Source organism: Natronococcus sp. CG52 (assembly GCF_023913515.1).
Classification (GTDB): Archaea; Halobacteriota; Halobacteria; order Halobacteriales; family Natrialbaceae; genus Natronococcus; species Natronococcus zhouii.
Map to the genome: position 1 here is coordinate 3,942,041 of NZ_CP099391.1, position 21,300 is coordinate 3,963,340.

The 21,300-nt window shown below is 63.8% G+C and carries 21 protein-coding genes; 10 read left to right on the forward strand and 11 right to left on the reverse strand.

The features are described 5' to 3' along the window. Positions 1-939, reverse strand: a complete 939-nt coding sequence (locus tag NED97_RS19675) for a substrate-binding domain-containing protein (RefSeq protein WP_252488700.1) — start codon at positions 937-939, stop codon at positions 1-3. A 327-nt stretch (positions 940-1,266) separates the two neighbouring features. On the opposite strand from NED97_RS19675, the gene NED97_RS19680 reads away from it, so the two are divergent. The 3 genes from NED97_RS19680 to NED97_RS19690 are packed head-to-tail and all read left to right on the forward strand — an operon-like array spanning position 1,267 to position 2,994. Beyond that, positions 1,267-2,124: a methylenetetrahydrofolate reductase gene (locus NED97_RS19680; protein ID WP_252488701.1), complete on the forward strand. Its 858-nt coding sequence runs from the start codon at positions 1,267-1,269 to the stop codon at positions 2,122-2,124. A gap of 32 nt (positions 2,125-2,156) precedes the next feature. Beyond that, positions 2,157-2,573, forward strand: a complete 417-nt coding sequence (locus NED97_RS19685) for a GNAT family N-acetyltransferase (protein ID WP_252488702.1) — start codon at positions 2,157-2,159, stop codon at positions 2,571-2,573. 58 nt (positions 2,574-2,631) lie between these two features. Then, complete coding sequence (locus NED97_RS19690; protein WP_252488703.1) at positions 2,632-2,994, forward strand: hypothetical protein; 363 nt, start codon at positions 2,632-2,634, stop codon at positions 2,992-2,994. An 88-nt stretch (positions 2,995-3,082) separates the two neighbouring features. Here the strand turns inward: NED97_RS19690 and NED97_RS19695 are convergent, their stop codons facing one another. The 4 genes from NED97_RS19695 to NED97_RS19710 form a co-directional block, all read right to left on the reverse strand. Next, positions 3,083-3,700 (reverse strand): CHRD domain-containing protein, encoded by a 618-nt coding sequence (locus tag NED97_RS19695; protein WP_252488704.1) that lies wholly within the window; start codon positions 3,698-3,700, stop codon positions 3,083-3,085. 131 nt (positions 3,701-3,831) lie between these two features. Then, a complete protein-coding gene (locus NED97_RS19700) occupies positions 3,832-5,178 on the reverse strand; it encodes a tryptophanase (RefSeq protein ID WP_252488705.1) in 1,347 nt (448 codons plus the stop codon). Positions 5,179-5,425: 247 nt separating this feature from the next. Further along, the gene (locus NED97_RS19705; RefSeq protein ID WP_252488706.1) at positions 5,426-5,572 is read right to left on the reverse strand and encodes a DUF1328 family protein; all 147 of its coding nucleotides are present in this window, start codon (positions 5,570-5,572) and stop codon (positions 5,426-5,428) included. A gap of 194 nt (positions 5,573-5,766) precedes the next feature. Beyond that, positions 5,767-6,945, reverse strand: a complete 1,179-nt coding sequence (locus tag NED97_RS19710) for an aspartate kinase (protein WP_252488707.1) — start codon at positions 6,943-6,945, stop codon at positions 5,767-5,769. A gap of 304 nt (positions 6,946-7,249) precedes the next feature. On the opposite strand from NED97_RS19710, the gene NED97_RS19715 reads away from it, so the two are divergent. Beyond that, entirely contained in the window at positions 7,250-7,693 is a 444-nt protein-coding gene (locus tag NED97_RS19715; RefSeq protein ID WP_252488708.1) for a hypothetical protein, read from the forward strand. Here the strand turns inward: NED97_RS19715 and NED97_RS19720 are convergent. Beyond that, the gene (locus tag NED97_RS19720; protein WP_252488709.1) at positions 7,686-9,281 is read right to left on the reverse strand and encodes a DNA-directed DNA polymerase II small subunit; all 1,596 of its coding nucleotides are present in this window, start codon (positions 9,279-9,281) and stop codon (positions 7,686-7,688) included. The genes NED97_RS19715 and NED97_RS19720 overlap by 8 nt on opposite strands. A 96-nt stretch (positions 9,282-9,377) precedes the next feature. On the opposite strand from NED97_RS19720, the gene NED97_RS19725 reads away from it, so the two are divergent. After that, entirely contained in the window at positions 9,378-10,427 is a 1,050-nt protein-coding gene (locus NED97_RS19725; protein WP_252488710.1) for a S26 family signal peptidase, read from the forward strand. A gap of 212 nt (positions 10,428-10,639) precedes the next feature. Here the strand turns inward: NED97_RS19725 and NED97_RS19730 are convergent, their stop codons facing one another. Beyond that, complete coding sequence (locus tag NED97_RS19730) at positions 10,640-12,370, reverse strand: Cdc6/Cdc18 family protein (protein WP_252488711.1); 1,731 nt, start codon at positions 12,368-12,370, stop codon at positions 10,640-10,642. Positions 12,371-13,750: 1,380 nt separating this feature from the next. Here NED97_RS19730 and NED97_RS19735 point away from each other — a divergent pair. From NED97_RS19735 to NED97_RS19750, 5 genes are all read left to right on the forward strand, one after another. Next, on the forward strand, positions 13,751-14,389 hold the full coding sequence (locus NED97_RS19735) for an Era-like GTP-binding protein (protein WP_252488712.1): 639 nt from the start codon (positions 13,751-13,753) through the stop codon (positions 14,387-14,389). Between the two features lie 5 nt (positions 14,390-14,394). Then, entirely contained in the window at positions 14,395-14,796 is a 402-nt protein-coding gene (locus NED97_RS19740; protein WP_148856824.1) for a DUF2073 domain-containing protein, read from the forward strand. Further along, positions 14,796-15,908, forward strand: a complete 1,113-nt coding sequence (locus NED97_RS19745; protein ID WP_252488713.1) for an OapC/ArvC family zinc-ribbon domain-containing protein — start codon at positions 14,796-14,798, stop codon at positions 15,906-15,908. The genes NED97_RS19740 and NED97_RS19745 overlap by 1 nt, the downstream gene beginning before the upstream one ends. Before the next feature lie 407 nt (positions 15,909-16,315). Continuing rightward, positions 16,316-16,405 (forward strand): hypothetical protein, encoded by a 90-nt coding sequence (locus NED97_RS23490; RefSeq protein WP_455429865.1) that lies wholly within the window; start codon positions 16,316-16,318, stop codon positions 16,403-16,405. Then, complete coding sequence (locus NED97_RS19750; RefSeq protein WP_252488714.1) at positions 16,405-17,187, forward strand: DUF7089 family protein; 783 nt, start codon at positions 16,405-16,407, stop codon at positions 17,185-17,187. Before NED97_RS23490 ends, NED97_RS19750 begins: the two co-directional genes overlap by 1 nt. Positions 17,188-17,220: 33 nt before the next feature. Here NED97_RS19750 and NED97_RS19755 read toward each other — a convergent pair whose 3' ends face one another. The 4 genes from NED97_RS19755 to NED97_RS19770 form a co-directional block, all read right to left on the reverse strand. Beyond that, positions 17,221-17,538 carry a nucleoside triphosphate pyrophosphohydrolase gene (locus NED97_RS19755; RefSeq protein WP_252488715.1) on the reverse strand — a complete coding sequence of 106 codons (318 nt, stop codon included), beginning with the start codon at positions 17,536-17,538 and terminating at the stop codon, positions 17,221-17,223. Positions 17,539-17,575: 37 nt separating this feature from the next. Continuing rightward, positions 17,576-18,154 carry a DUF7090 family protein gene (locus NED97_RS19760; protein ID WP_252488716.1) on the reverse strand — a complete coding sequence of 193 codons (579 nt, stop codon included), beginning with the start codon at positions 18,152-18,154 and terminating at the stop codon, positions 17,576-17,578. Between the two features lie 97 nt (positions 18,155-18,251). Continuing rightward, positions 18,252-19,832, reverse strand: a complete 1,581-nt coding sequence (locus NED97_RS19765) for an ABC transporter permease (RefSeq protein WP_252488717.1) — start codon at positions 19,830-19,832, stop codon at positions 18,252-18,254. 161 nt (positions 19,833-19,993) lie between these two features. Beyond that, complete coding sequence (locus NED97_RS19770) at positions 19,994-21,136, reverse strand: extracellular solute-binding protein (protein ID WP_252488718.1); 1,143 nt, start codon at positions 21,134-21,136, stop codon at positions 19,994-19,996. Positions 21,137-21,300 lie beyond the last annotated feature (164 nt).

Here is a 21,300-nt window from a genome sequence, read left to right on the forward strand (position 1 = left end):
TCAGTCGTCGTCGGTCGCTCCCTCCCAGTCCTCCGGAACGTACTGCTGGAAGTTCGGCTCTTCGGCCAGCGCCTCGGGGAAGAACAGCTGTTCGCCGTCGACGGCGTACTCCTCGATGAGCCGCTGGCCCTCGGCGCTCGTGAGGTAACCGATGTACGCCATCGAGAGGTCATACTCGACGTTCTCGTGGACCGCGGGGTTAACCGCGGCGATTCCGTACGGATTCGCGAGCAGTTCCGGGCCGCCCTCGATCGGTCCCTCGACGAGAATCTCGAGGTCGATGTCCGACTGCATCGAGAGGTACGTTCCGCGGTCGGCGAGCGTGTAGCCGCCGCTCTGATCGGCTTGCGTGAGCACTTCCCCCATCCCCTGGCCGGCTTCCCGGTACCACTCGCCGAGATCGTCGTCGGTCGTTTCGGCCGCGTCCCAGATCGCGAGTTCCTTCGTGTGCGTCCCGGATTCGTCGCCGCGCGAGACGAACGTCGCTTCCGCCGCGGCGATCGCGTCGAACGCCTCGGTGGCGCTTTCCGTCCCCCCGATCGCCGCCGGATCGTCCGACGGCCCGACGGTGACGAAGTCGTTGAACATGAGATCGCGACGGTTGACGCCGTACCCCTCCCTGAGGAACTCGTCTTCGAGCGAGCGTGCGTGAACCAGGACCACGTCCGAGTCGCCGTTGCGGGCGGTTTCGAGCGCGGCACCCGTTCCCTGCGGGACCGTTTCGACGCTCACCCCGTACCGGTCCTCGAACGACGCGTTCACCTCGTCGAGCAGACCCGTGTCGTAGGTGCTCGTGGTCGTCGTGAGCGTGATGCTCTCGCCGTTGATCGCGGGTCCGTCGTCGTCTTCGCCGCCGTCATTCATGGCCGTACAGCCGGCGAGTCCGGCAGCGACACCGCTCCCGGCTAACGCGAGGAACTCGCGTCGTTGTATCGTCATAGATACCACGATCCACCGAACCGGCAAATAGTTTTGGGACGACGAGTAACCGAATGCAGTTTCGCCTCGAGCGTTCTCCGCATCCGTCGGTTCTCGAGCGGCGTTTCCAGAAGAGTTTCTACAGGCGATAACCGGATCACGTTACGGATCGGGAGAGACGATCCGGGATCCCTGCGGAGATCGGCGACGTCGCGGTACCGACCGTTCGCGCCCGGACGCGCTCGGTGCCGCCCGGTCCGCGAAGCCAAACATACGTAGCGATCCGCGTCTAACGTAGCGAGCGTCGGGAGCCTCGGTTCTCGACGCGCCGCGATCCGCACGATACGCATGACACCAGACACGGAACCGGCGCCGGGAGTGCGCGCGTTGCTCGGCGAGCCCCGATTCGAACTGCTCCCCCTCGAGGGGTTCGAGGAGCAACTGCGACGGCTGCCCGACGGCGCGACGGTCGCGATCACCACGTCGCCGTCGCTGGGACTCGAGGCGACGATCGACCGCGCCGAGACCGCGGCCGCGCGCGGCTACGCGGTCGTTCCTCACGTCGCGGCCCGCTACGTCCGCGACGAGGCCCACCTCGAGGGGATCGCCGCTCGCCTCACCGACACCGGAGTTACCGATATTTTCGTGCCGGGCGGCGACCGCGACGAGCCGATCGGCGCGTTCGACTCGTCGCACGCGCTGCTCTCGGCGCTCGCGGACCTCGAGTACGGGTTCGAGGAGGTGGGTATCACCGGCTATCCCGAGGGCCACCCCGTCATCGACGACGAGACCCTCGCCGACTCGCTGGCGCGAAAGGCGCCGTACGCGACCTACGTCGTAACGCAGCTCTGTTACGACCACGAGACCGTCCTCGAGTGGATCGCCGACCTTCGAGCGCGCGGGATCGAGCTTCCCGTCGAGATCGGGATTCCAGGCGTATTGGACTCGCGTCGCCTGCTGGACGTCTCCCGGCGAATCGGCGTCGGCGAGTCGATCAGCTTCCTCCGGAAAACCGAGGGGATCGTGGGGCTCCTCCGCCGCCTCGTCGGTGCGCGCGGAACCTACGCCCCCGACGAACTGATCGACGGCCTCGCGCCGGCCGCGACCGATCCCGCGTACGGCGTTCGCGGCGTCCACATCTACACGTTCAACCAGGTCGCAGCCCTCGAGTCGTGGCGACGCGACAGGCTAGCCCGAGACCGATGAGTTGTTTGCGCTCACCGCCCTCCGTTCGACCGATGCACGTCCGGACGGCGACGCCCGACGACGCGCTCGAGGTCCGACGGATCCTCGACGGCGCGATGCTCGACCCCGGCGACGTCGAGACGCGGATCGGCGACGGCGACGTCTTCGTCGCCGGGGACCGCCGCGGCAGAAGCGGGGGTGCCGAGGGAACGGCGGAGCGGATTCTCGGCGCGCTCGTCCTCAAGCCCCGCGAGCGCGGCGCGCACGTCTCGGCGGTCGGCGTCCGGCGTCGCCACCGGGGGCGCGGTATCGGGCGAGCGCTGGTCGAACGCGCGCTCGAGCGAGAGCGGCGGCTCACGGCGCGGTTCGACGACGGCGTCCGCCCGTTCTACGAGACGCTCGGGTTCGCGATCGAACCGATCGACGACCGGCGACACCGCGGCGTCGCCGTGGCGAGCGAGGAGCCGTGACGGAAGCCGTCGGTTGCCGGCGGAACTTTAACACCCAGCGCGTGGTACGAGCCTTCGCATGGCGATACAACGGATGCTCAGCGGAGACCCGTCGAAGAGTTCGAAGCTGTACCTCGCGATCGGTATTATCTCGCTCCTGAAGGCAATCGCGGTACGGAAGGACCGGGAACGGTTCCGGACGGAACTAATCGACGCCGGCCTCTTCATCGGCGTCGGCGTAGCGCTCCGGAAGTACAGTCAGCTCAAGGCGGAAAAACGGGAAGAGATCGAATCGCAGGTGCCGGACTGGCTGGCCAGCGCCGCGGAGTCCGAAGCGGCACGAGAGGGCGTTCGTACCCTCGCGAAGCGAAAGTTTGGTAGCCAATCCGAACCGGAACCGACGTTCCGCGGCCGCGCGAAGGACGCGATCTCGGGCCGATAGCTCATCCGCCGGCCCGCGAGCGATTTTTTTACGCCAGCCAGAATCGAGGAAGGACGCCGCCGCGCGACAAAAATAGGAGAGCGCCCCGTTACAACTCGAGGTCGCGGAGGTGGCGTAAGTCGAACGGCTCGATCTGGCCGGCGAGCTCGCCCCCCGGATACTCCTCGGTGTGGACGTTGACGTACGCCTCACCCGCCTCGATCTTCGCGACCAGTTGCTGGACGGTCTGGGACTCGGCCTCCGGAGCGCGTCCAGCCTGGATGACGTCGTCGGTGATCGTTCCCGCGTCCAGCAGGCCGGTGAACGTGCCCTCGACGAGTTCCTCGTCCTGCGTCTCGAAGTCGTGTAGCCAGACCGCGATGGGTCCGAGGGGCTCGTCCTCGTGGATGTGCGCCATGAACGTATTCTCGATGTTCGCGAGCGTGAGCGCGAACGTCAGTTCGCCGTCGCGGTGCTGGAAGACGGCGAGCCCGCTCGCGTCCGTTTCGACGCCCTCCTGGGGCATCAGTCGCGCGACGTAGAGGCCCTGGACGTCGGCCTCGTCGGGGCGGTCATCCGCGTTCTCGTTTTTCTTCTCGGCGTCATCGTGATCCGGTTTCTCGTCGTCGTGGTGATCGGCCGCGACGAGGCCGGAACCCGCGGTCGCGGCGGCTCCGACGCCGAGGAGTTTGAGCGCTGTTCGTCTGGTTGAATCGTGGTCAGTCATCGATCGACACCCGAAACGGGCATCGGACGATGCCACCATAGTTTTCGTTCACGTACAGTGAGCGAGCCGTCGTAAGGCCGCCGTACAGCCGCGTACGATCCACCTACAGCAGCCGCTTCGCATCGGCGGCGTCAGGGCGTGATCGGCTCGAGCGTCGCCGTGAAGTGTCGGATTTCCTTCATCTCCGGCTCGTCAACGATCTCGAGGCCGGAGACCTCCTCGCGGCGCTCGAGAACCCCGGCCGCGGTCTCGGCGACGTGTTCCAGGTGCTCCCGGTGGTACATTCGTCGCGGGACGGCGAGTCGGACGAGTTCCGGTCGATCCGTTCCCGGGAACGCGAAGCTTCCGAGTTCGACCCCGCGAACGCCGCCCTCGCGGTAGAGTTCACAGACCAGCACCTGTCCGGGGAACTCCTCGGCTTCGAGGTGCGAGAAGAGTGCGCCGGCGTCGAGGTAGACCGCGTGTCCGCCCGCGGGCGTGTACAGCGGGACGCCGACCGACTCGAGCATCGAGGCGAGTTCCTGGATCTGTTCGACGCGGTCGGCGACGTAGGCCTCGTCGACCGCCTCGCGAAGACCGACTGCCATCGCCGCGACGTCCCGGCCGGCCATCCCGCCGTAGGTCGGAAAGCCCTCGTAGAGAATCGCTCGCTGCTTGCACTGCTCGTACAGCCGTTCGTCGTCGGTCGCGACGAAGCCGCCGGCGTTCGACAGGGCGTCCTTCTTGCCGCTCATCACGAGCGCGTCGGCGAGTGAAAGCTGTTCGCGGGCGACCTCGGCGACCGAGACGTCGGCGAACTCGGACTCCCGCTGGGTGACGAAGTAGGCGTTCTCGGCGAACCGGCAGGCATCGATGACGAACGTCGCGCCGATCTGATCGGCGAAGTCCCGGACGCGGCGCGTGTTCTCGACGCTGACCGGCTGTCCCGCCGCGGAGTTGTTCGTGATCGTCTGAACGACGACCGGAACCCGCTCTGGACCGTACTCGTCGACGACCGCGCGGGCCCGCTCGAGCGAGAAGTTCCCCTTGAAATCACCCTCCACGTCCGGATCTGTGGCGTCGTCGACCGGACAGTCGACCGGCTCCGCCCCCTGGTTGGCGATGTGAGCGCGCGTCGTGTCGAAGTGCGTGTTGTTGGGGACGATATCGCCCTCAGAGATCAGCGTCCCGTAGAGGACGTTCTCCGCGCCTCGCCCCTGATGGGCCGGCACCACGCGTTCGAACCCCATCACTTCCTCGACGGCGGACTCGAGTTCGTCGAAGCTCCGCGACCCCGCGTACGATTCGTCGCCACGGATCAGCGCCGCCCACTGTTCGTCGCTCATCGCGCCCGTCCCGCTGTCGGTGAGCAGATCGACGAACACGTCGTCCGAGGAGAGATTGAAGACGTTGTACCCTGCCGCTTCGAGGGCTCGCTCTCGCTGCGCTCGCGAGGGGAGCCGGATCTGTTCGACCAGCTTCGACTTGTAACCGACCATACAACCGGTTCGCGCGCCATACAGTTCAATTCGAGTGAGAGGTCCTGGGCACGAACGTCACGACCCTCCCATCGGCGAATCGATGTGGAACTCGCTGTCCGAATGCTGCCAGTAGTGAGCAAAACGTCACGCTACGGGTCAGCGATCGGCGTAAAAACCGCGCGGCATCCGCGGTATGTTCAGCGGGTGGTTCGTGTCCGTGCTCGAGACGGCGGTCCGGGATCGGACTACAGGCCGTCGCCTGCTATCAGAGCAGGAACGACAGCACGGCGAGCACCAGGAACACCAGTACGAGCCACTTGGCGATGGTCATCGAGATTCCTGCGACGCCGGTCGCACCGACGGCGGCGGCGATCAGTGCGATGACGAAGAACAGGATTGCGAGTTCTAACATACTTCGAGTTTCGGGCGGACGCTAAAAGTGCGTTGAGCCTGAATCTGCCATCTAGTAACTTCTCAGGAAACGTAACGGTGAGTGAAAGCGCCGGTTTCGGTGCCCTCGGCGGCCTCAGTTCCGCGTTCTCGTCGTGAAAGCCACCGTCCCGCACGAGGAGGAGTAAAACGGCCGCGATCGGACGGTGGTCGAGCCTAGAACAGGTCCTGGGTCAACTCGAGCGTCCGCTCTCGATCCTCCCAGTTGACGAAGATGGCGACGCTCGTCGCGCTCGTGATGATGTCGTGAACGTTGATACGCGCCTCGGAGAGCGGGTTGACGATGTCGCTGATGATGCCCGGCTGGTTGGGCAGTTCGCCCCCCGTGACCCGAACGACCGCCAGCGGCTTGTCGACGGTGACGCTCGAGAGTTCGTCGCGCGCGATGACCTCGCGGTGGAGGATGTTCTCGGCGCGTTCGGCCTCCTTCTCGTCGACGTAGAACGTGACGCTGTCGAGTCCGCTCGCGACGGCGTCGACGTTGATATCGCTCTCGCTGAGCGGTTTCGAGAGGTGGTTGAAGACGCCGGGCTGGTTACGGATCGCGCGGCCTGCGACCGTCAGACAGGCCAGCGGCCGCTCGCGAAGGTCGACCAGGTTGTGAAACTCGCCCTCGATGCTCGTCCCGCCGGAGAGGAGGTCGCCGTGCTGGTAGTGGACGACGCGGACGTCGAGCTTTCCGCCCTTGTAGGAGAGCGCGGAGGGGGCGACGACCTCGGCACCGCGGAACGAGAGGTTCCGGAGTTCGTCGACGGAAATCTCGCCGACGTTTCGGGCACCCTCGACGACGTTGGGATCGCCCGTCATGACGCCCTCGACGTCGGTGACGATGACGACCTCGTCGGCGTCCATGTACTTGCCCATCATGACCGCCGTCGTGTCGCTGCCCCCACGACCGAGCGTCGTGATCGAGCCGTCCGGCCCCTCGGCGAGGAACCCGGTGATCACCGGCACCGTCTCGTCGAGATCCTCGGCAACCTCGAACGCGCGGTTCTGGGTCTCCTCGACGTCGACCTCGCCGTACTCGTCGGTGACGATGGGCCAGTTCTCGCTACCGGGCTCGAGGAAGGTCGCGTCGACGTCGCGGGCCGTCAGTGCGGCCTTGAGCATCCGAACTGAGGTTCGTTCCCCCATGCTGACGATCTGGGCGCGGTCCGCCTCGTCGGTCTCGAAGGTGATCTCGTCGAGCAGGTCGTCGGTGGTCGACCCCATCGCACTCGCGACCACGGCGATCTCGTGACCGTCCTCGACGGCGGCCGCGATCGAGTCCGCGGCCCGGTTGATCCGGTCGCCGCTGCCGAGACTCGTTCCGCCGAACTTCACTACGACGCGCATGCTACCACCTCACCGAGAGGAAGCGCACTGGTGGATTGACTCATGGCAGGTGGTTGCAAGAGCGAGCAGATAACTGTGTCTCATCGTCCTCATTTTTACCCGAAGCCGGGTATACTGTCGGCTGGAAGTCAGTGTGGTTAATTCGCCGGACGACCGCGGCAAATCCCACAAACGGTTACAGTCGACAGTACGACGATCGCGTCGTCACGCGACGACTCGCGAACGCCGACGGTCGTGATGGGACCCTCTTCTATCGTCGGATGCCGACTGGATTTATGTTCGTGCGCATCATTACCACATTCGAATGAACGTACGGGACGCACTCGAGGCCGACGCCGACGCGCTGGCGGCGATCGCCGACTCACCCACCGACGTGATGCGAAATCTGGTCCACGACCGAACGGTGCGTGTCGCGGAGGACGGAACCCACGATCCGAACGCGGACGTCTCGGAATCGCAGTACAGCGGCTCGGATCCCGAGGATCTGCTCGGATTCGTCAGTTTCGACGCCCGCGAGGACACCGTTCACGTCACCCAACTCGACGGCACCCCCGAAGCGTGCAAACGGCTGCTCGCCGAACCGGTTCGGTTCGCCCGACGCGAGTCGATGGCCGTCGAGGTTCTGGTCGCGTCCGGCGCTAACCCGATCGAGGACGCCGCCGAGGAGTTGGGATTCGAGAAACGAGGACGGGGGCCGCAGTTCGAAGGCGCCTCGACGGTTCGGTTCCGGCTGGACCCCGCTAGCTGAACTTCTGGACCGTGACGTCGAGCGTGTCGAGATCGACGATAGGCGCGTAGCCGGCGTCGGGATCGATGTTGACGCTCTTCTGGAAGTCCGTCTGGGCCTGCCAGCAGCCGGAGTTGATCGCGAGCACGTCGTGGTACTTGCCGAAACCGAGCTTGTGAACGTGGCCCGTGTGGAAGATGTCCGGGACCTCCTCCATGATGAGGTAGTCCCGTTCTTCGGGGGCGAGTCGAGTGTGACCGCCGAACTGCGGCGCGACGTGACGTTTCTTCAGGAGCTGGTACATCGCCCTGTGGGGATCGTCGTAGCTCGCCTTCTCCTCCGGAAGTTCCGCGATCACCTCGTCGAGCGAGACGCCGTGGTACATCAGGACGGAGACGCCCTCGAGCGTCACCGTCGACGGGTTGCTCACGATCTGGGCGTCGTGCGCGGACATGATCCCCCGGAGCTCCTCGTCGAATCCGGGCTGAGGTTCGGCGAGGCGGACCGCGTCGTGGTTCCCCGGAATCATGACGATCTCGATGTCGCCCGGAACCCGTTTGAGATGTTCGTTGAACAGTTCGTACTGCTCGTAGATGTCGACGACGTCGAGTTCCTCGTCCTGGTTCGGATAGATGCCGACGCCCTCGACCATGTCGCCCGCGATCAGCAGGTACTCGACGTGCTGGGCCTGCTCCGTGTGGAGCCAGTCGGCAAAGCGGTTCCAGGCGTCGCCCATGAACTCCTGGCTGCCGACGTGGACGTCGCTGATGAGCGCCGCCTGCACGTGACGATCGGCGGTCGAGGGCTCGTGCGTCCGCGGAACGTCCGGGAAGTACATCGAGTCGACGAACGCGATCCCCGAGTCGTCGGCGAGCGTCCCCTCCATCGCCAGCACCTCGTCACGGAGCAGTTCGTCGACGAGGTCGACGTACTCCCGATCCTTCATCACCAGCCACGGGAAGGTTCCGGTGGCGTCCTCGAGTTCTATCAGCCAGTGACCGCTCGCCGTCGACCGGATGTCGTTGACCAGACCGACCATCGCGGCGTCGCTACCGCCGGGCATCGACTGGATGGCCGTCGCCGGCCGGTGGTTGACGCGGCCGCGAAGCTTCGACCCCAGTCGCTCGAGTCGGTCCCGGAAGACGGAGACGAAGTCGCCGTACTCTCCCGTCCCCGTACTCTCGCCGGTCATGTCGCCGACGATCTCGAGCGAGCGTTCGTCGGGATCCGACGACCTGCCGGCGCCCTGAGACACCCCCTTCGTTTCAACTGGACTACCTCCTGCAGTGGGCTGAGTATTCGTCTGCGGAGCTCCAGTTGAAGCGGAGGAGTCGGTCGGCGAGGACGGGGCATCCGGTCCGGCGGTTCGGGCGTCGTCGGTGGCGTTCGATCCGCGATTCCGTCGGTCCGACCCGCTCAGTTCGTTCGGGACCGATTCGACGTGTTCGAGACGAACGACCAGCGCGTCCGACGGAAGCTCCTCGATGACGCGCTCGAGCACCGTTACCGGGTCGTCCGCGGACGCAATTCGGGTTACTGCCTCGCGTTCGGCGTTGTAGCCGCGGCTCGTGAGTTCGCTGACGATCCGGGCGGGCCCCTCGAGTGGCACACGCCTCGCATTCGCGACCGGGGGCAAAAGGATAGCGGATGCAGATCGGTACGGCGAACAGAACCTTGATTGTCGGTCCCGGAATAAGACGGGACGATGAGCGGTCCCGACCCCGGAGACGTCGACGACAGCAGCGATAACACCGGTGAGTCCAGCCGCCACGATCCGCACGACGACCGATCGGACGGGACCGGCGATCCGGACCACGGTAGAGCGCCGCCTCCCGACCAGGACGAGATGACCGCCGGTGGGACTCGTCAGGGCGTCCCTGACGGCGCTCGAGACGGGAACGCGGCCGCACGCAACGGGCGCGCAGATAACGGCGACGGCGCCGGCGTCTCGATCGAGGACGACGGGGTCCTCCGCTGGTTCCTCAAGACGAACGACGACTCCGCCGTCCTGGTGCGCGACGTCCTGAGCAGCGTCGCCATCGTCGTGGTCATCGGACTCCTCCTCTTTGCGGTCAGTGGCATCTGGCCGCCGCTGGTCGCCGTCGAGAGCGGCAGTATGGAACCGAACATGGAGAAGGGTGATCTCATCTTCGTCGTCGCGGACGACCGCTTCGTCGGCGACGATCCCGCCGGCGAGACCGGCGTCGTCACCCTCGAGAGCGGCCAGGGGAACGGCCACGAGAAGTTCGGACAGCCGGGTGACGTCATCATCTTCGAGCCGAACGGCGACGAGTTCCGGACACCCGTGATACACCGCGCTCACTTCTGGGTCCAAGAGGATGAAAACTGGGTCGACACCAAGGCGAACGAGGAGTACGTCAACGGTGCGACCTGCGAACAGCTTCAGACCTGTCCCGCCAATCACGACGGCTTCGTCACGAAGGGTGACGCCAACAGCTACTACGACCAGTACCAGCAGGGCCCCGGCGCACAGACTGACGTCGTCCAGCCCGGGTGGGTCACCGGAAAGGCGACCTTCCGGATCCCGTGGCTCGGCTACGTCCGGCTGACGTTCGACTCGATCCTGGGTGAACTCGTCGCGCCTCAGCCGACGATCGAAACGGTCAGCAGTCCGCTCGAGAACGAGGCGGGACTGTCCGACGAAAGCGCCGTCGTCGGCGGAATCGGTGCGACGGGCGCCGCCGCAACCGGAACCGGCGTCGCGATGGCCGCCGGCCGTTTCCGCCGCGAGTAATCCCGCCGCGCGTAACCCCGTCTGGCGTAACACGCCATCGATCCCCCGTCTCGCTCGGTTTTTCGGCCGTCCGTATCGATCGAACGCTCGCCCAGCCTCTCGTGTCGCTCGTGGTCTCGAGCAGAATGCTGGCGGTCTCGAGTCGCCGAAACGGTCGATCCGAACCGGTCTCGAGTCGAAATGAGGGGGTTCCGGGACGCCGTTCCCGATCGTCAGTTCTCGAAGCGGGCCTGTACGAACGGCTGAACGTCGTCGATGTTGCTCAGGCGCGAGTCGCTCAGGAGGACGGCCTCGGTCTCGTCGATCGGAACCGAGAGACTGATCTCCTTCGTTCGGCCGTACCGTCCCTTCGAGACGACCACGGCGTTGACGATGCCGAGCATGTCGAGTTCGCTGATGAGGTCGGTGACGCGGCGCTGGGTCAGGACGTCGGCGTCGATCTCCTCGCAGAGGCGCTTGTAGATGTTGAACACCTCGCCGGTGTTGATGCTGTGAACGCCGTTTTTCTCGAGCAAGATGGTCGAGAAGAGGACGAGTTTGCTCTGAGTCGGGAGCGTGCGGACGACTTCGACGACGCGGTCGAGTTCGATCTTGTCCTGGGCCTGCCGGACGTGCTCCTCGACGATCGTCTCGGCCTGAGATCGCTCCGCGAGTTCGCCCGCTGTCCGGAGGAGGTCGAGCGCCCGACGGGCGTCCCCGTGTTCCTGTGCAGCGAAGGCCGCACACAGCGGGATCACGTCGCCCGAGAGCGCGTTCCCCTTGAACGCGACCTCCGATCGGTGCTGGAGGATATCTCGCAACTGGTTCGCGTCGTACGGCGGGAAGACGATCTCCTCCTCGCCGAGACTCGACTTCACGCGCGGATCCAGAAAGTCGGTGAACTTGAGGTCGTTCGAGATGCCGATGATCGAGACTCGCGAGTTCTCGAGTTCGGAGTTCATCCGCGAGAGGTTGTAGAGCGTGTCGTCGCCGCTCTTCTCGACCAGTTTGTCGATCTCGTCGAGCATGATAACGACGACGCGCTCGTCGTAGTCGACGGCGTCGAAGAAGACGCTGTAGACCCGATCCGTCGGCCACCCCGTCATCGGGACCTCCTCGAAGGACTCCTTGTCCGCCTCGAGGGAAGCGATTCGATCCTCGACTTCGGCGACGGCGGTAAACGGCGTCGACTCGAGCGGATGCGTCGGCGATGGTTCGTCCTCGACTGAGTCGGATGTAGACCCCCCTGTTTCTAGTGGAGAATCACGGGACACAGCGTCGGTTTCGGTTGCAAACGAAACGCCACTGCCGTCCGTTTTTTCCTCGCCGGTGAGCGGGTCGCCTTCGGCGGATCGGCCCTGCTGGACGGCGGACTCGAACGGGTCGTCGCTCGTCCCGCCGTCGGTCGGTGATCCATCCTCGGATCGAGAGGGGGCCTCGTTCTCGTACTGTTCGACGGTCTCGAGGAGTTCCTCGAGGGAGGCGACCTTTTCGTCGATTCGCGCCTTGTTCTTCTCGATGAACTTGTTCGCGAGCTGTGCCAGGACGCGATACTGGGTGTCGGTAACCTCGCAGTTGATGTACTCGACGTCACAGGGGACGCTGTACTTCTGGGAGGTGCTCTCGAGTTCCTTGCTGACGAACTTCGCACTCGCGGTCTTCCCCGTTCCCGTCTTGCCGTAAATCAGGATGTTCGACGGCGTCTCGCCGCGGAGTGCGGCGACGAGGATCGTCGCCATCTTGTTGATCTGATCACTTCGATGCGGGAGCTCGTGTGGCGTATAGGAGGGTCTGAGAACCTCCTTGTTCTCGAAGATCGGCTCCCCGCTGAGCAGGTCGTCGAACAATCCCTGATTCGGCTCGTCGTCGCCGATTGCCGTTTCCTCGAGCGGCGTCGAAAATCCGTGTGTTCCGTCGGGTTCGACCTCGTCCGCCCCTGGTATCTCCGAGTTGTCATCTGACATCAGTCGTTCGAGTACCCCCTTGTTTCGTGTGGAACACTGGTCCAGAAAGCAGGAATATCGGCGCCAGGATGGCCATTGAAGCCGATCCAGTATGACGGTTACCCGATCCGGATCCAGTTGATGCAAACGAAACAGAGGAAGACCGAGATATTAAATTCTTCCCTTTCACTCACGCACAGTGTAACGTGTTTTTCACGCGGGCGGGCACATCGGTTAGTAGTGGAGGCCGAGTACCCCCTCTACAGGAACTGGAACCGGCTATTGCGGCGATCAATCTATCTCCGAACGACTCGTGTTCGTTTCGCCCCGAAGCGTTTAGCCGACGTCGGATCGGTTCGGGTACCTCTCCTTCACGTCGAACGCGACGATCACCGCTGCACCGAGTCGAACGCTAACACATCGTACCGAACGCTGCGTCGATCAGCGCTCGAAAACTGACGGTGGCGGCTCCTCCGTTTGCTCGGTACTCGGTCACTCCGAGAGAGCGTCGAACCAGCCGGCCGTGAGTAGCGTGTTCCAAGGTCAAAAAGAGCGGAACGCCGGAAAAGGATGGAGCGAGCGCTGGAACGTACCGGGCAATTCGTGTGATAGCGAATCCTCACGTCGTGTGTCTCCGAAGGTGTCATCACAGATAGTGTAGTGGTCGATCGATAGGTGAGCGGGATTCTGCCGGAAGGAGAGGAAGATGACCACGGGGAGTGATAACGCTGGTCACGATGGACGGGGTAACCCCCACCCCTTCGTTTCAGGTGGAACCGTCCGAAGGAGGGGGTGGGAACGAGAGTTTTTGGGATGGAAGGTTTTATAATAGTAGGGCAGAAACAATATCCGCAGCACTAGCAAAAGAGCGCTGTTACTAGGAGAGGGCGTTTATATTACTAGTTACTACTAGAATTCTCTTTCTAACCCGCTCGAGTTACTAGTCCCTTCGTTCTCCCCGAATTTCCGGTCGAGACGGCTCGAGCGCCCGTCTCGAGAGGAAACCAGGGTCTCTCTCGAACCGTTCTCCACCGATCCTCCCCCCATACCATCGTCACTCTCCAGTTGAAACGAAGGGGTGGGGGTGGGTCCGCCGGGATAACACCCATCGAAATAGCGATCGACCACTACCGATAACGTGAACTCGACACTCTTACTGTAGAACGGTACCATCCTACTATCGATTCATGTTACCGCCCCTCTTAGATGGTGACTGACTACATCTTTTCGCAGGTTACTGCAAATCGACGATTCGGCCGTCGCTCGCACGTATTCGATCAGTTCACCGCGGATACTGATAATTCAAATCCGTTGGATAGTAAACACGTCTGACGTAGGCTTAAGTGGGTTCAGTTTGTAGTACGCGCAGATGCACCCCGCGGTGCTGGAGGGCCCCAAAGGATGGGATTGTTAACAGAACTCAAGGATAGTGTCTCCCGGGTTACGGATCGGTTGTTTACCGACGCGGAACCCAAACGAATCGGTATCTACGGACCGCCCAACGCTGGAAAGACGACCCTCGCGAATCGGATCGCTCGTGACTGGACGGGCGACGCGATCGGTACGGAGAGTCACGTTCCACACGAAACACGCCGTGCACGCAGGAAAGAAGACGTCGAGATCGAGCGCAACGGCAAGTCGGTGTCGATCGATATCGTCGACACGCCCGGTGTAACGACGAAAGTCGACTACGAGGAGTTCACCGACGAGATGGAAGAGGAGGACGCGATTCGTCGGTCTCGCGAGGCGACCGAGGGGGTCGCCGAGGCGATGCACTGGCTCCGCGAGGACGTCGACGGCGTCATCTACGTACTGGACAGCGCAAAAGATCCGATCACGCAGGTCAACACGATGCTGATCGGCATCGTCGAGTCACGCGATCTACCGGTACTCATCTTCGCGAACAAGATCGACCTCGACGAGTCGAGTGTCAAACGAATCGAGGACGCGTTCCCGCAGCACAAGACGGTGCCGCTGTCTGCAAAGGAGGGAGAAAACATGGACGAGGTCTACGACAACATCGCAGAGTACTTCGGGTGATTACGATGCCGAAAGCAACTAACGCAGACGACCTGGACGGCCCGGACGGTGTGCAAATCGACCTCATCAGCGGCGAGCGGATGGATCGGATGGCGACGACGGAAAAGATCCGGATGATCCTCGATGGGGTCCACGACGGAAATATCGTCATTCTCGAGGAGGGGCTGACCCCGGACGAGGAGAGCAAACTCATCGAGATGACGATGGCCGAGATCAGCCCCGACGGCTTCAACGGGATCGAGATCGAGACGTATCCGAAATCGGAGACGCGTGATTCGTCGCTGCTCGGCCGCATCATGGGGTCGAACGAGTCGACTGCGAAGCTGACGGTGATCGGGCCGGCGAACCAGATCGAAACGCTCCACAAGGACGAAACGCTCATCAGCGCGCTGGTGTCCCGTAACTAATGCCACACCAATGCACGAACTGCGGCCGCACGTTCCCCGACGGCTCCAAGGAGATGCTCTCGGGCTGTCCCGACTGTGGCGGGAACAAGTTCCAGTTCGCGCCGAGTTCGGGCACGACGGCCGCTGGTACCGCTTCTGAACCGAATGCTGGAGCCGGTGGAGAACAAACGGGCGCGGCCGAGACGCCGTCCGGGGATGAGTCCGAACCGAACCCGGACGGCGTCGCGTCCCGCGCTGCGGAGACAGTTCGTGGATGGGTCTCTTCGGGGTCGAGCGGCGGGTCGACGGCAGACCCAAGGGTCTCTTCGGGGTCGAGCGGCGGGTCGACGGCAGACCCAACGACGACAGATCCGGCGGACACGACGACAGCGGACGCAGCGACGACGAACGCAACGGCGACAGAGACGACGGACGCCGAGTCACCGTCGACGACCCCCGAGAACGCCGAGCAGCGGCGTCCGTCGGAGCCGGCATCGTCCTCGAGCGAAACCCAGTCCGGGACGACGTCGGCTGCCGAGAGCGACGGGTTCTCCGAGTGGCCGGACTCGGCTCGCCGCCCGGAAGACCGGTCGTCCGGAACCGAGTCCGGAGACGATCGGTCCGTGACTACACAGTCGTCGACCGAGCAGACTACGGCTCCACGGTCTGTGACGAACGATCAATCCGCTGGAGTAGCGAACGATCAGCCCGCTGGGATAACGGAGGTCGAGACGACCGTACATCCGGTCGAATCAGAGGACTCTGCACAGGCGAGCGCTCGTAGCGAAGTCGTTCCGGCGGACGATCTCCCGACGGACGCCGGACAGGACGGCGGCTCCGGAGTGGTCACCGATGTCGGCGGAAGCGCGGAAACCGGCGCAGGCAGCGAGGACGACCAGCCGCCGAACGACGGCCGGGTCGTTAGCGAGCCGTCAGGTGAACAGCCGTCGATCGAGGATCTCCGGGCGGAACTCAACGAGCAGTTCGAGAGTATCAAGATCGTTCGTCCCGGACAGTACGAGCTCAACCTCATGGAGCTCTACAACCGCGACGAGTACATCATCTCTCTCCAGGAGGACGGGCGGTACGTTATCGACGTCCCGGATTCGTGGCACGACGGCGCGGACGAGTAACTTCGATCGCACCGATTTCGTTCGACCGATGGTGCCGACCCTCATACCGCAGCCGCTCTCCCTTTAGAGCACTCCGATACGACCGTACTTATAGCACCAACTGAAACGATTTACACACCGATCGCACTGTCCGCGGTTCTCGCTTGCGTCGCTCGCTCCGAACCGCGCTCCTGTCGTGCGATCGGGTGTGCACTGATTTTCAGCGACTACTATCGTTTCCTTCCCGGCTCGAGCCCGGTTTCGAAAATCACCGCCGTGTGGCCTCGTTCCGGGGGAAACGATGCCCTCGGGTCCAGTCCGGGAAGGACGATCCCCGGGAGACAGCGACGGCCCGTTAAAACGCCGATCCGGGCGTGATTTCGGCCGAGACAGATGGATTTAAGCGACGCGACCGATAGCCTCAGCATATGAGTACTGCAACCAAGGTCGTCCTCGCGACGGTCGCTGCATCGGCGCTGCTGTCGGCCCTGACAATCTTCCAGACAGTCTTCGTCTGATGTTCGAGCTTCGAGAGCTCTCGAGCCCGGTCGAGGCGATCCGGGCGGAGCACGCGCCCGACGCCGTCGTCGTCGACTGCGAGCGGGACTTCGAGACGCTCCCGCCAGCCCAGGCCGAGGACGTGGGACTGTTCGTCGACGCGCTCGAGCCGACGAGCTACCCTACCGAGTGGCTCCCGACGGACGCGCCGAAACTGCTCGCTCGCTACGCGGGTTCCGATTTCACGATCGGAATGCCGGGCGACGGCAGCATCGCCTGGACGCGCCAGACCGAACCGCCGACGATCATCGTCAAACCCCGCGTGGGGGGATCGCCGGAGCCGTTCCTGAACTTTCTGCTCGCGGAAGCGCTCGTCGAGGTCGGACTCGACGTTCCAGAACACTTCATCGGTTTCTTCGAGGAGGAGTACCGCGCGCTCGATAGGGCGACGGCCCTCGACGCCGGCGGTACCTATCAGGTCGCCGCCGCGCTCTACGACGGTTGGAAGGGACTTCACACGCGCGAGGTGTTTGCCGGATGGCGCACCGACCATCCCGAACTCGCCGACGCGTGGCAGGACGCCGGAACACGACTCGAGGACCGCGTCTCGGGGCTCCCGCGCGCCGTCGCCCGCGGCGAGACCGACTTCGCGGACGCGACGGAGCTAGCCTGTGCGGCGCTCAAGCACGCGATCGAACTCCCGGCGCCGTTCGCCGCCCTCGACACCGAGGCCTACCGGGAGCACGGCCCCGACTACGCGATCACGTGGGCCGAGAAGACGTTCGACGCGCTCGAGGAGTAGCGAGCGTATTTTCGCGACGGAGACGGCGCCGACTCAGTCGTCCTCGACGCGCTCGAGGACGATCCGCTCCTCGAACCTCCCGCGTTCAGCTCGCTTTTCGCGACGCGTGCGTTCGATGGATTCGCGGGATCGATTCTGCGCCTCGAGAATCGCGTCGACGACCTCCAGCACGTCGGCCAGTTCCTCGGGGTCTCTCGACTCCTCGAACTCCCTCGCCTCCTCGAGAAGCTTCGCCGCGAGTCTGTCGGCGTACTCCTCGTCGTCGGCGACGTGCGTTACCGGGCGCTCGTCCTGTTCTTCGATGATCTCGGGAATGCGATCGCGGACGAGTTTGTTGTACCCAGTGGGCATGAGTGTGGTGAACGGTGAAATACCGCGGCTCGTGCGTTCAGAAGCTCGCGTCGACGCTGCCGTCCTCGTCGAGGTCGATGGTACCGTCGAACAGCGCGCGGAACTCGTCGACGAACGCCTCGTCGTGTGGATCCTCCGAGAGGTGGAACAGTCCGACAGCGTCGTGTTCCTCGAGCAGCGAGAGGATCCGCTCGGCGGCGGAAAGGGCCTGTTCCTCGCCGGCGTAGTAGGCGAGTTCGGTGACCGAGTCGAAGCTGATCCGGAGTTTGCCGTCGTGATCGTCGAGGAAGCCGTCGATGTGGTCGACGATGCCGTCGACGTCGTCCGGTGCGGCGACGTAGTGAACGGCGTCGCTGGAGCGTCGCGAGTAGCCGCGTTCGATGCTCAGCGTGTCGAGAATCTCGGCGCGGTTCTCGTCGACGTCGTAGTACTCGAGTTTCTGTCTGACTTCGCGGGCGGTCGTCCGCGTGGAGACGACGAGAAAGTTGTCGGTGTCGGTCTTGAGGAAATCCGTGTCGATTCGGTCCGTCTCACCGGTGCTCGGGTGAAGCAAGAGAATCCCGGTCCCCCCTGGAACCGTCTCGGGCGTCCCGTCGATCGCCAGTTCGTACTCCATATTGCGTGATCAATTTCCGGAACGGACTTAATACTGCGGATGTGTCTCGCGGGGGCACGGGCGGTCGGTTCGTGCGATACAACCCGATTCCGGACCGTCAGACGTCCTCCTGGCGCAAAAGCACGAGCATCGACAGTCCGGAGATAACGACGAGGATGAGCGCGGGAAGCGCGGCGTACCGGTAGTGGGCGGTTCCGTGGGCGCTCCAGATGAGGGTCACGAGCGTTTCCATTCCGATCGGTTGCAGCATCAGCGTTGCCGGAAGTTCCTTCATCGTGGTCAGGAAGACGAGGACGCCCCCGGCGACGACCCCCGGCGCGATTAGCGGCAGCGTTACTCGGCGGAAGGTTTCCAGTCGACCGGCGTTCAGCGTTCGCGCCGCTTCGGGGAGTCGATCGTCGACCTGGAGTACGGACGTCCGCGTGCTCCCGACGGCTTGCGGGAGGAACCGAACGACGTACGCGAACACGAGAAGGACGACGCCCTCCCGATAGATGAACGGAACGTAGTTCGCACCGAAAAAGACGAGCGCGAGACCGATGACGATTCCGGGGACTGCGAAACCGACGTACGTAACGCGTTCGAACAGTCGGGCGAGTATCGATTCTGACTGCGACGACAGATAGCCGACGGGAATGGCAAACGTACAGGCGATGACCGCGGCGAGGCCGGCGAGATAGACCGAGTTGAGGGCGTACTCCCACTCGAACGCGTACGTCGAGGCTTCGGCGCCGATCCCTCGAACGATCCAGACGCCGAAGATCGCGATCGGCACCGCGAGCGTCAAGATACCGATCCCGGCGACGGTGCCCATCGCCGGCCACTTCCACCGGCCCAACCGAATTTGGGATCCACTCGGAGTTCCGCCGCTCGCATCCTCATCGCGTCCAACGTTCGCCTCGATCAGGAGGACGATGCCAGTTACCGCGAGCAACTGCAGCGACAACAGGGCCGCGTACTCCACGTTGAGCGCGCCGAACTCCCAGTAGATTGCACTCGTGAACACCTCGACGTGCATGAACGCCGGCGTTCCGAAGTCCGAAATCGCATAGAGCGCGGTCAGCAACGCGCCGGCGGCGATCGCCGGCCGAATCTGCGGGAAGGTCACGCGACGGAACGCTTCGAACCGGTCCGCATTCAGCGTCCGTGCGGCGTCGACGAGCGAGGCGTCCATCGACAGAAGCGCGGCGCGTGCGGTGAGAAAGACGTACGGATACGTATACAGGGTGATGACCAGGACGGCGCCCCAGAACCCGCGAACGTGGGGCATCGGAACACCGAGGAGCGAACTCACTTCTCCGTACGGACCGAACGCGGAGACGAACGCGAACGCGCCGATATAGCTCGGAATTACCAGCGGCAGCGCGGCGACGATGGTCCAGAACCGGCGAAATGGAAGATTCGTTCGGGTCGTCAGAATCGCCAACGGGAGTCCGATGGCGACCGAGAGGACGGTCACCGAGACCATGAGCCCCAGACTGGTAAGGAGAATACCGGCGGTCCGGGCTGAAAATACCAACTCGCCCGCTCGAGTCGGATTCACCTGCAGTGCCCGCAGGACGATCCACAGTAACGGCGACGCGACGAGCAGCGCGATCAACCCGCTAATAATCGTCAAACCGGGGTATGAGACTTTCTCGCCCGCGTTCGACAGTTTCTCGAATCGGTTCGATGCCACGATAGTAGTTCGACCGGTGTGTTTCGGCGGAACGGATTTAGGGCTTCCTAAAATTACCGGTCAGCCGGATCGTTCGAGTCCCGGTCTGGACGGCGGCGATTCGCGCCGCTGAACGGAGTGCGGACCGCATCGGAGACGGAGAACCGGCGCGAGATGTCCGATTAGACCGTCATTCCTTCTTCGCGGAGCAGGTCGATGGCGGGCTCGACGTCGCCGAGTTTGTTCAGGTCGAACTCGAGCGGATCGATCTCGTCGAGGGTCGGGAGTTCGCCGACGTACTCGACGCCGTCGACGACGGGATACTCTCCGTTGACGTCGACGAAGAAGTCCTGTCCCTGTTCGGCGATGATGTGGCGGGTAAACTCCGCCGCGAGGTTCGGCTTGTCCGCTCCCTCGAGAATGGCGACGCCGGAGACGTTGAACAGGCAGCCGGGATCGTTACTGGTGAACGTCACGTCGAGGGGAGCGTCCGGATCGTCGTCGACGATGCGGCCGGCGTAGTACTGGTTGCCGAGCGCGATCTCCTGTTCGCCGCTCGCAACGGCCTCGGCCTGGTCCGAGCCGCTACTGTACAGCGTCGCGTTCTGATCCTCGACCATCGCGCGGACCCATTCGCGGGTCGCGTCTTCGCCCTCTTCCTCCATCATCGCGACGATGAACGAGTGGAAGGTCCCCGAATTCGGGCGCGTCGAGATAACGTCCCGGAATCGCTCGTCTTCGGCGTACGCGAAGATGTCGTCCGGAAGATCGTCGCCGTCGAAGTGGTCGGTGTTGTACTGCACGGCACGAACCCGGCCGGACGCACCGGTCCACTGTCCGTCCGAGTCTCGGTAGTTGTCGTCCACCGCGTCGATAACGTCTTCCGGCAGCTCGCGCGCGAGCCCTTCGTCCTTGAGTCGCGCGAGTTCGCCCGAGGATTGCGTGTAGAAGACGTCCGCCGGGCTGTTTTCGCCCTCCTCCAGGATACTCGCCAGCTGATCGCCCTCGTCGTCGTAGTCACGCTTGATCGTGAAATCGTCGTACTCGTCCTCGAGTTTCTCGAACAGGGGATCGATCTGATCCTGGGTCCGAGCGGAGTAGATCGTCAGTTCGCCCTCGAGGTCGCCGAGGTCGTCCCAGGAAACGGCGCTCGATTCCGCGGCCGCTTCCTGGGGCTCGTAACTATCGAACGGGTCCTCGTCTCCACCGCCGAGACCGTCGAGACAGCCGGCGACGGCGAGCGTGCCGACCGCAGCCGAACCCGCGCCGAGGAATCGCCGGCGGTTGATCGTCGTTCCCCGCCCGCTGAGATCGTGTCGTTGCATATATAGTTTAGGCCAGCCTAAAACACTAATACCTTCCGGTTACCCGCAGCAGAGCGGTCGAGAGGGTGAGACAGCGAACGCTGTCCGATCGCCGGCCGTCCGATGCCCACGGTTTTCGGCCGACCTAAACCTCTCCGGTCACACCTTTTTAGGCCAACCTAAAG

Coding starts and splice junctions, on each gene's coding strand:
- NED97_RS23490 (WP_455429865.1), top strand. CDS start 16,316: ATGAGTACTGCAACCAAGGTCGTCCTCGCGACGGTCGCTGCATCGGCG.
- NED97_RS19735 (WP_252488712.1), top strand. CDS start 13,751: ATGGGATTGTTAACAGAACTCAAGGATAGTGTCTCCCGGGTTACGGAT.
- NED97_RS19685 (WP_252488702.1), top strand. CDS start 2,157: ATGCACGTCCGGACGGCGACGCCCGACGACGCGCTCGAGGTCCGACGG.
- NED97_RS19745 (WP_252488713.1), top strand. CDS start 14,796: ATGCCACACCAATGCACGAACTGCGGCCGCACGTTCCCCGACGGCTCC.
- NED97_RS19770 (WP_252488718.1), bottom strand. CDS start 21,136: ATGCAACGACACGATCTCAGCGGGCGGGGAACGACGATCAACCGCCGG.
- NED97_RS19725 (WP_252488710.1), top strand. CDS start 9,378: ATGAGCGGTCCCGACCCCGGAGACGTCGACGACAGCAGCGATAACACC.
- NED97_RS19715 (WP_252488708.1), top strand. CDS start 7,250: ATGAACGTACGGGACGCACTCGAGGCCGACGCCGACGCGCTGGCGGCG.
- NED97_RS19730 (WP_252488711.1), bottom strand. CDS start 12,370: ATGTCAGATGACAACTCGGAGATACCAGGGGCGGACGAGGTCGAACCC.
- NED97_RS19740 (WP_148856824.1), top strand. CDS start 14,395: ATGCCGAAAGCAACTAACGCAGACGACCTGGACGGCCCGGACGGTGTG.
- NED97_RS19705 (WP_252488706.1), bottom strand. CDS start 5,572: ATGTTAGAACTCGCAATCCTGTTCTTCGTCATCGCACTGATCGCCGCC.
- NED97_RS19750 (WP_252488714.1), top strand. CDS start 16,405: ATGTTCGAGCTTCGAGAGCTCTCGAGCCCGGTCGAGGCGATCCGGGCG.
- NED97_RS19710 (WP_252488707.1), bottom strand. CDS start 6,945: ATGCGCGTCGTAGTGAAGTTCGGCGGAACGAGTCTCGGCAGCGGCGAC.
- NED97_RS19755 (WP_252488715.1), bottom strand. CDS start 17,538: ATGCCCACTGGGTACAACAAACTCGTCCGCGATCGCATTCCCGAGATC.
- NED97_RS19760 (WP_252488716.1), bottom strand. CDS start 18,154: ATGGAGTACGAACTGGCGATCGACGGGACGCCCGAGACGGTTCCAGGG.
- NED97_RS19690 (WP_252488703.1), top strand. CDS start 2,632: ATGGCGATACAACGGATGCTCAGCGGAGACCCGTCGAAGAGTTCGAAG.
- NED97_RS19700 (WP_252488705.1), bottom strand. CDS start 5,178: ATGGTCGGTTACAAGTCGAAGCTGGTCGAACAGATCCGGCTCCCCTCG.
- NED97_RS19680 (WP_252488701.1), top strand. CDS start 1,267: ATGACACCAGACACGGAACCGGCGCCGGGAGTGCGCGCGTTGCTCGGC.
- NED97_RS19695 (WP_252488704.1), bottom strand. CDS start 3,700: ATGACTGACCACGATTCAACCAGACGAACAGCGCTCAAACTCCTCGGC.
- NED97_RS19675 (WP_252488700.1), bottom strand. CDS start 939: ATGACGATACAACGACGCGAGTTCCTCGCGTTAGCCGGGAGCGGTGTC.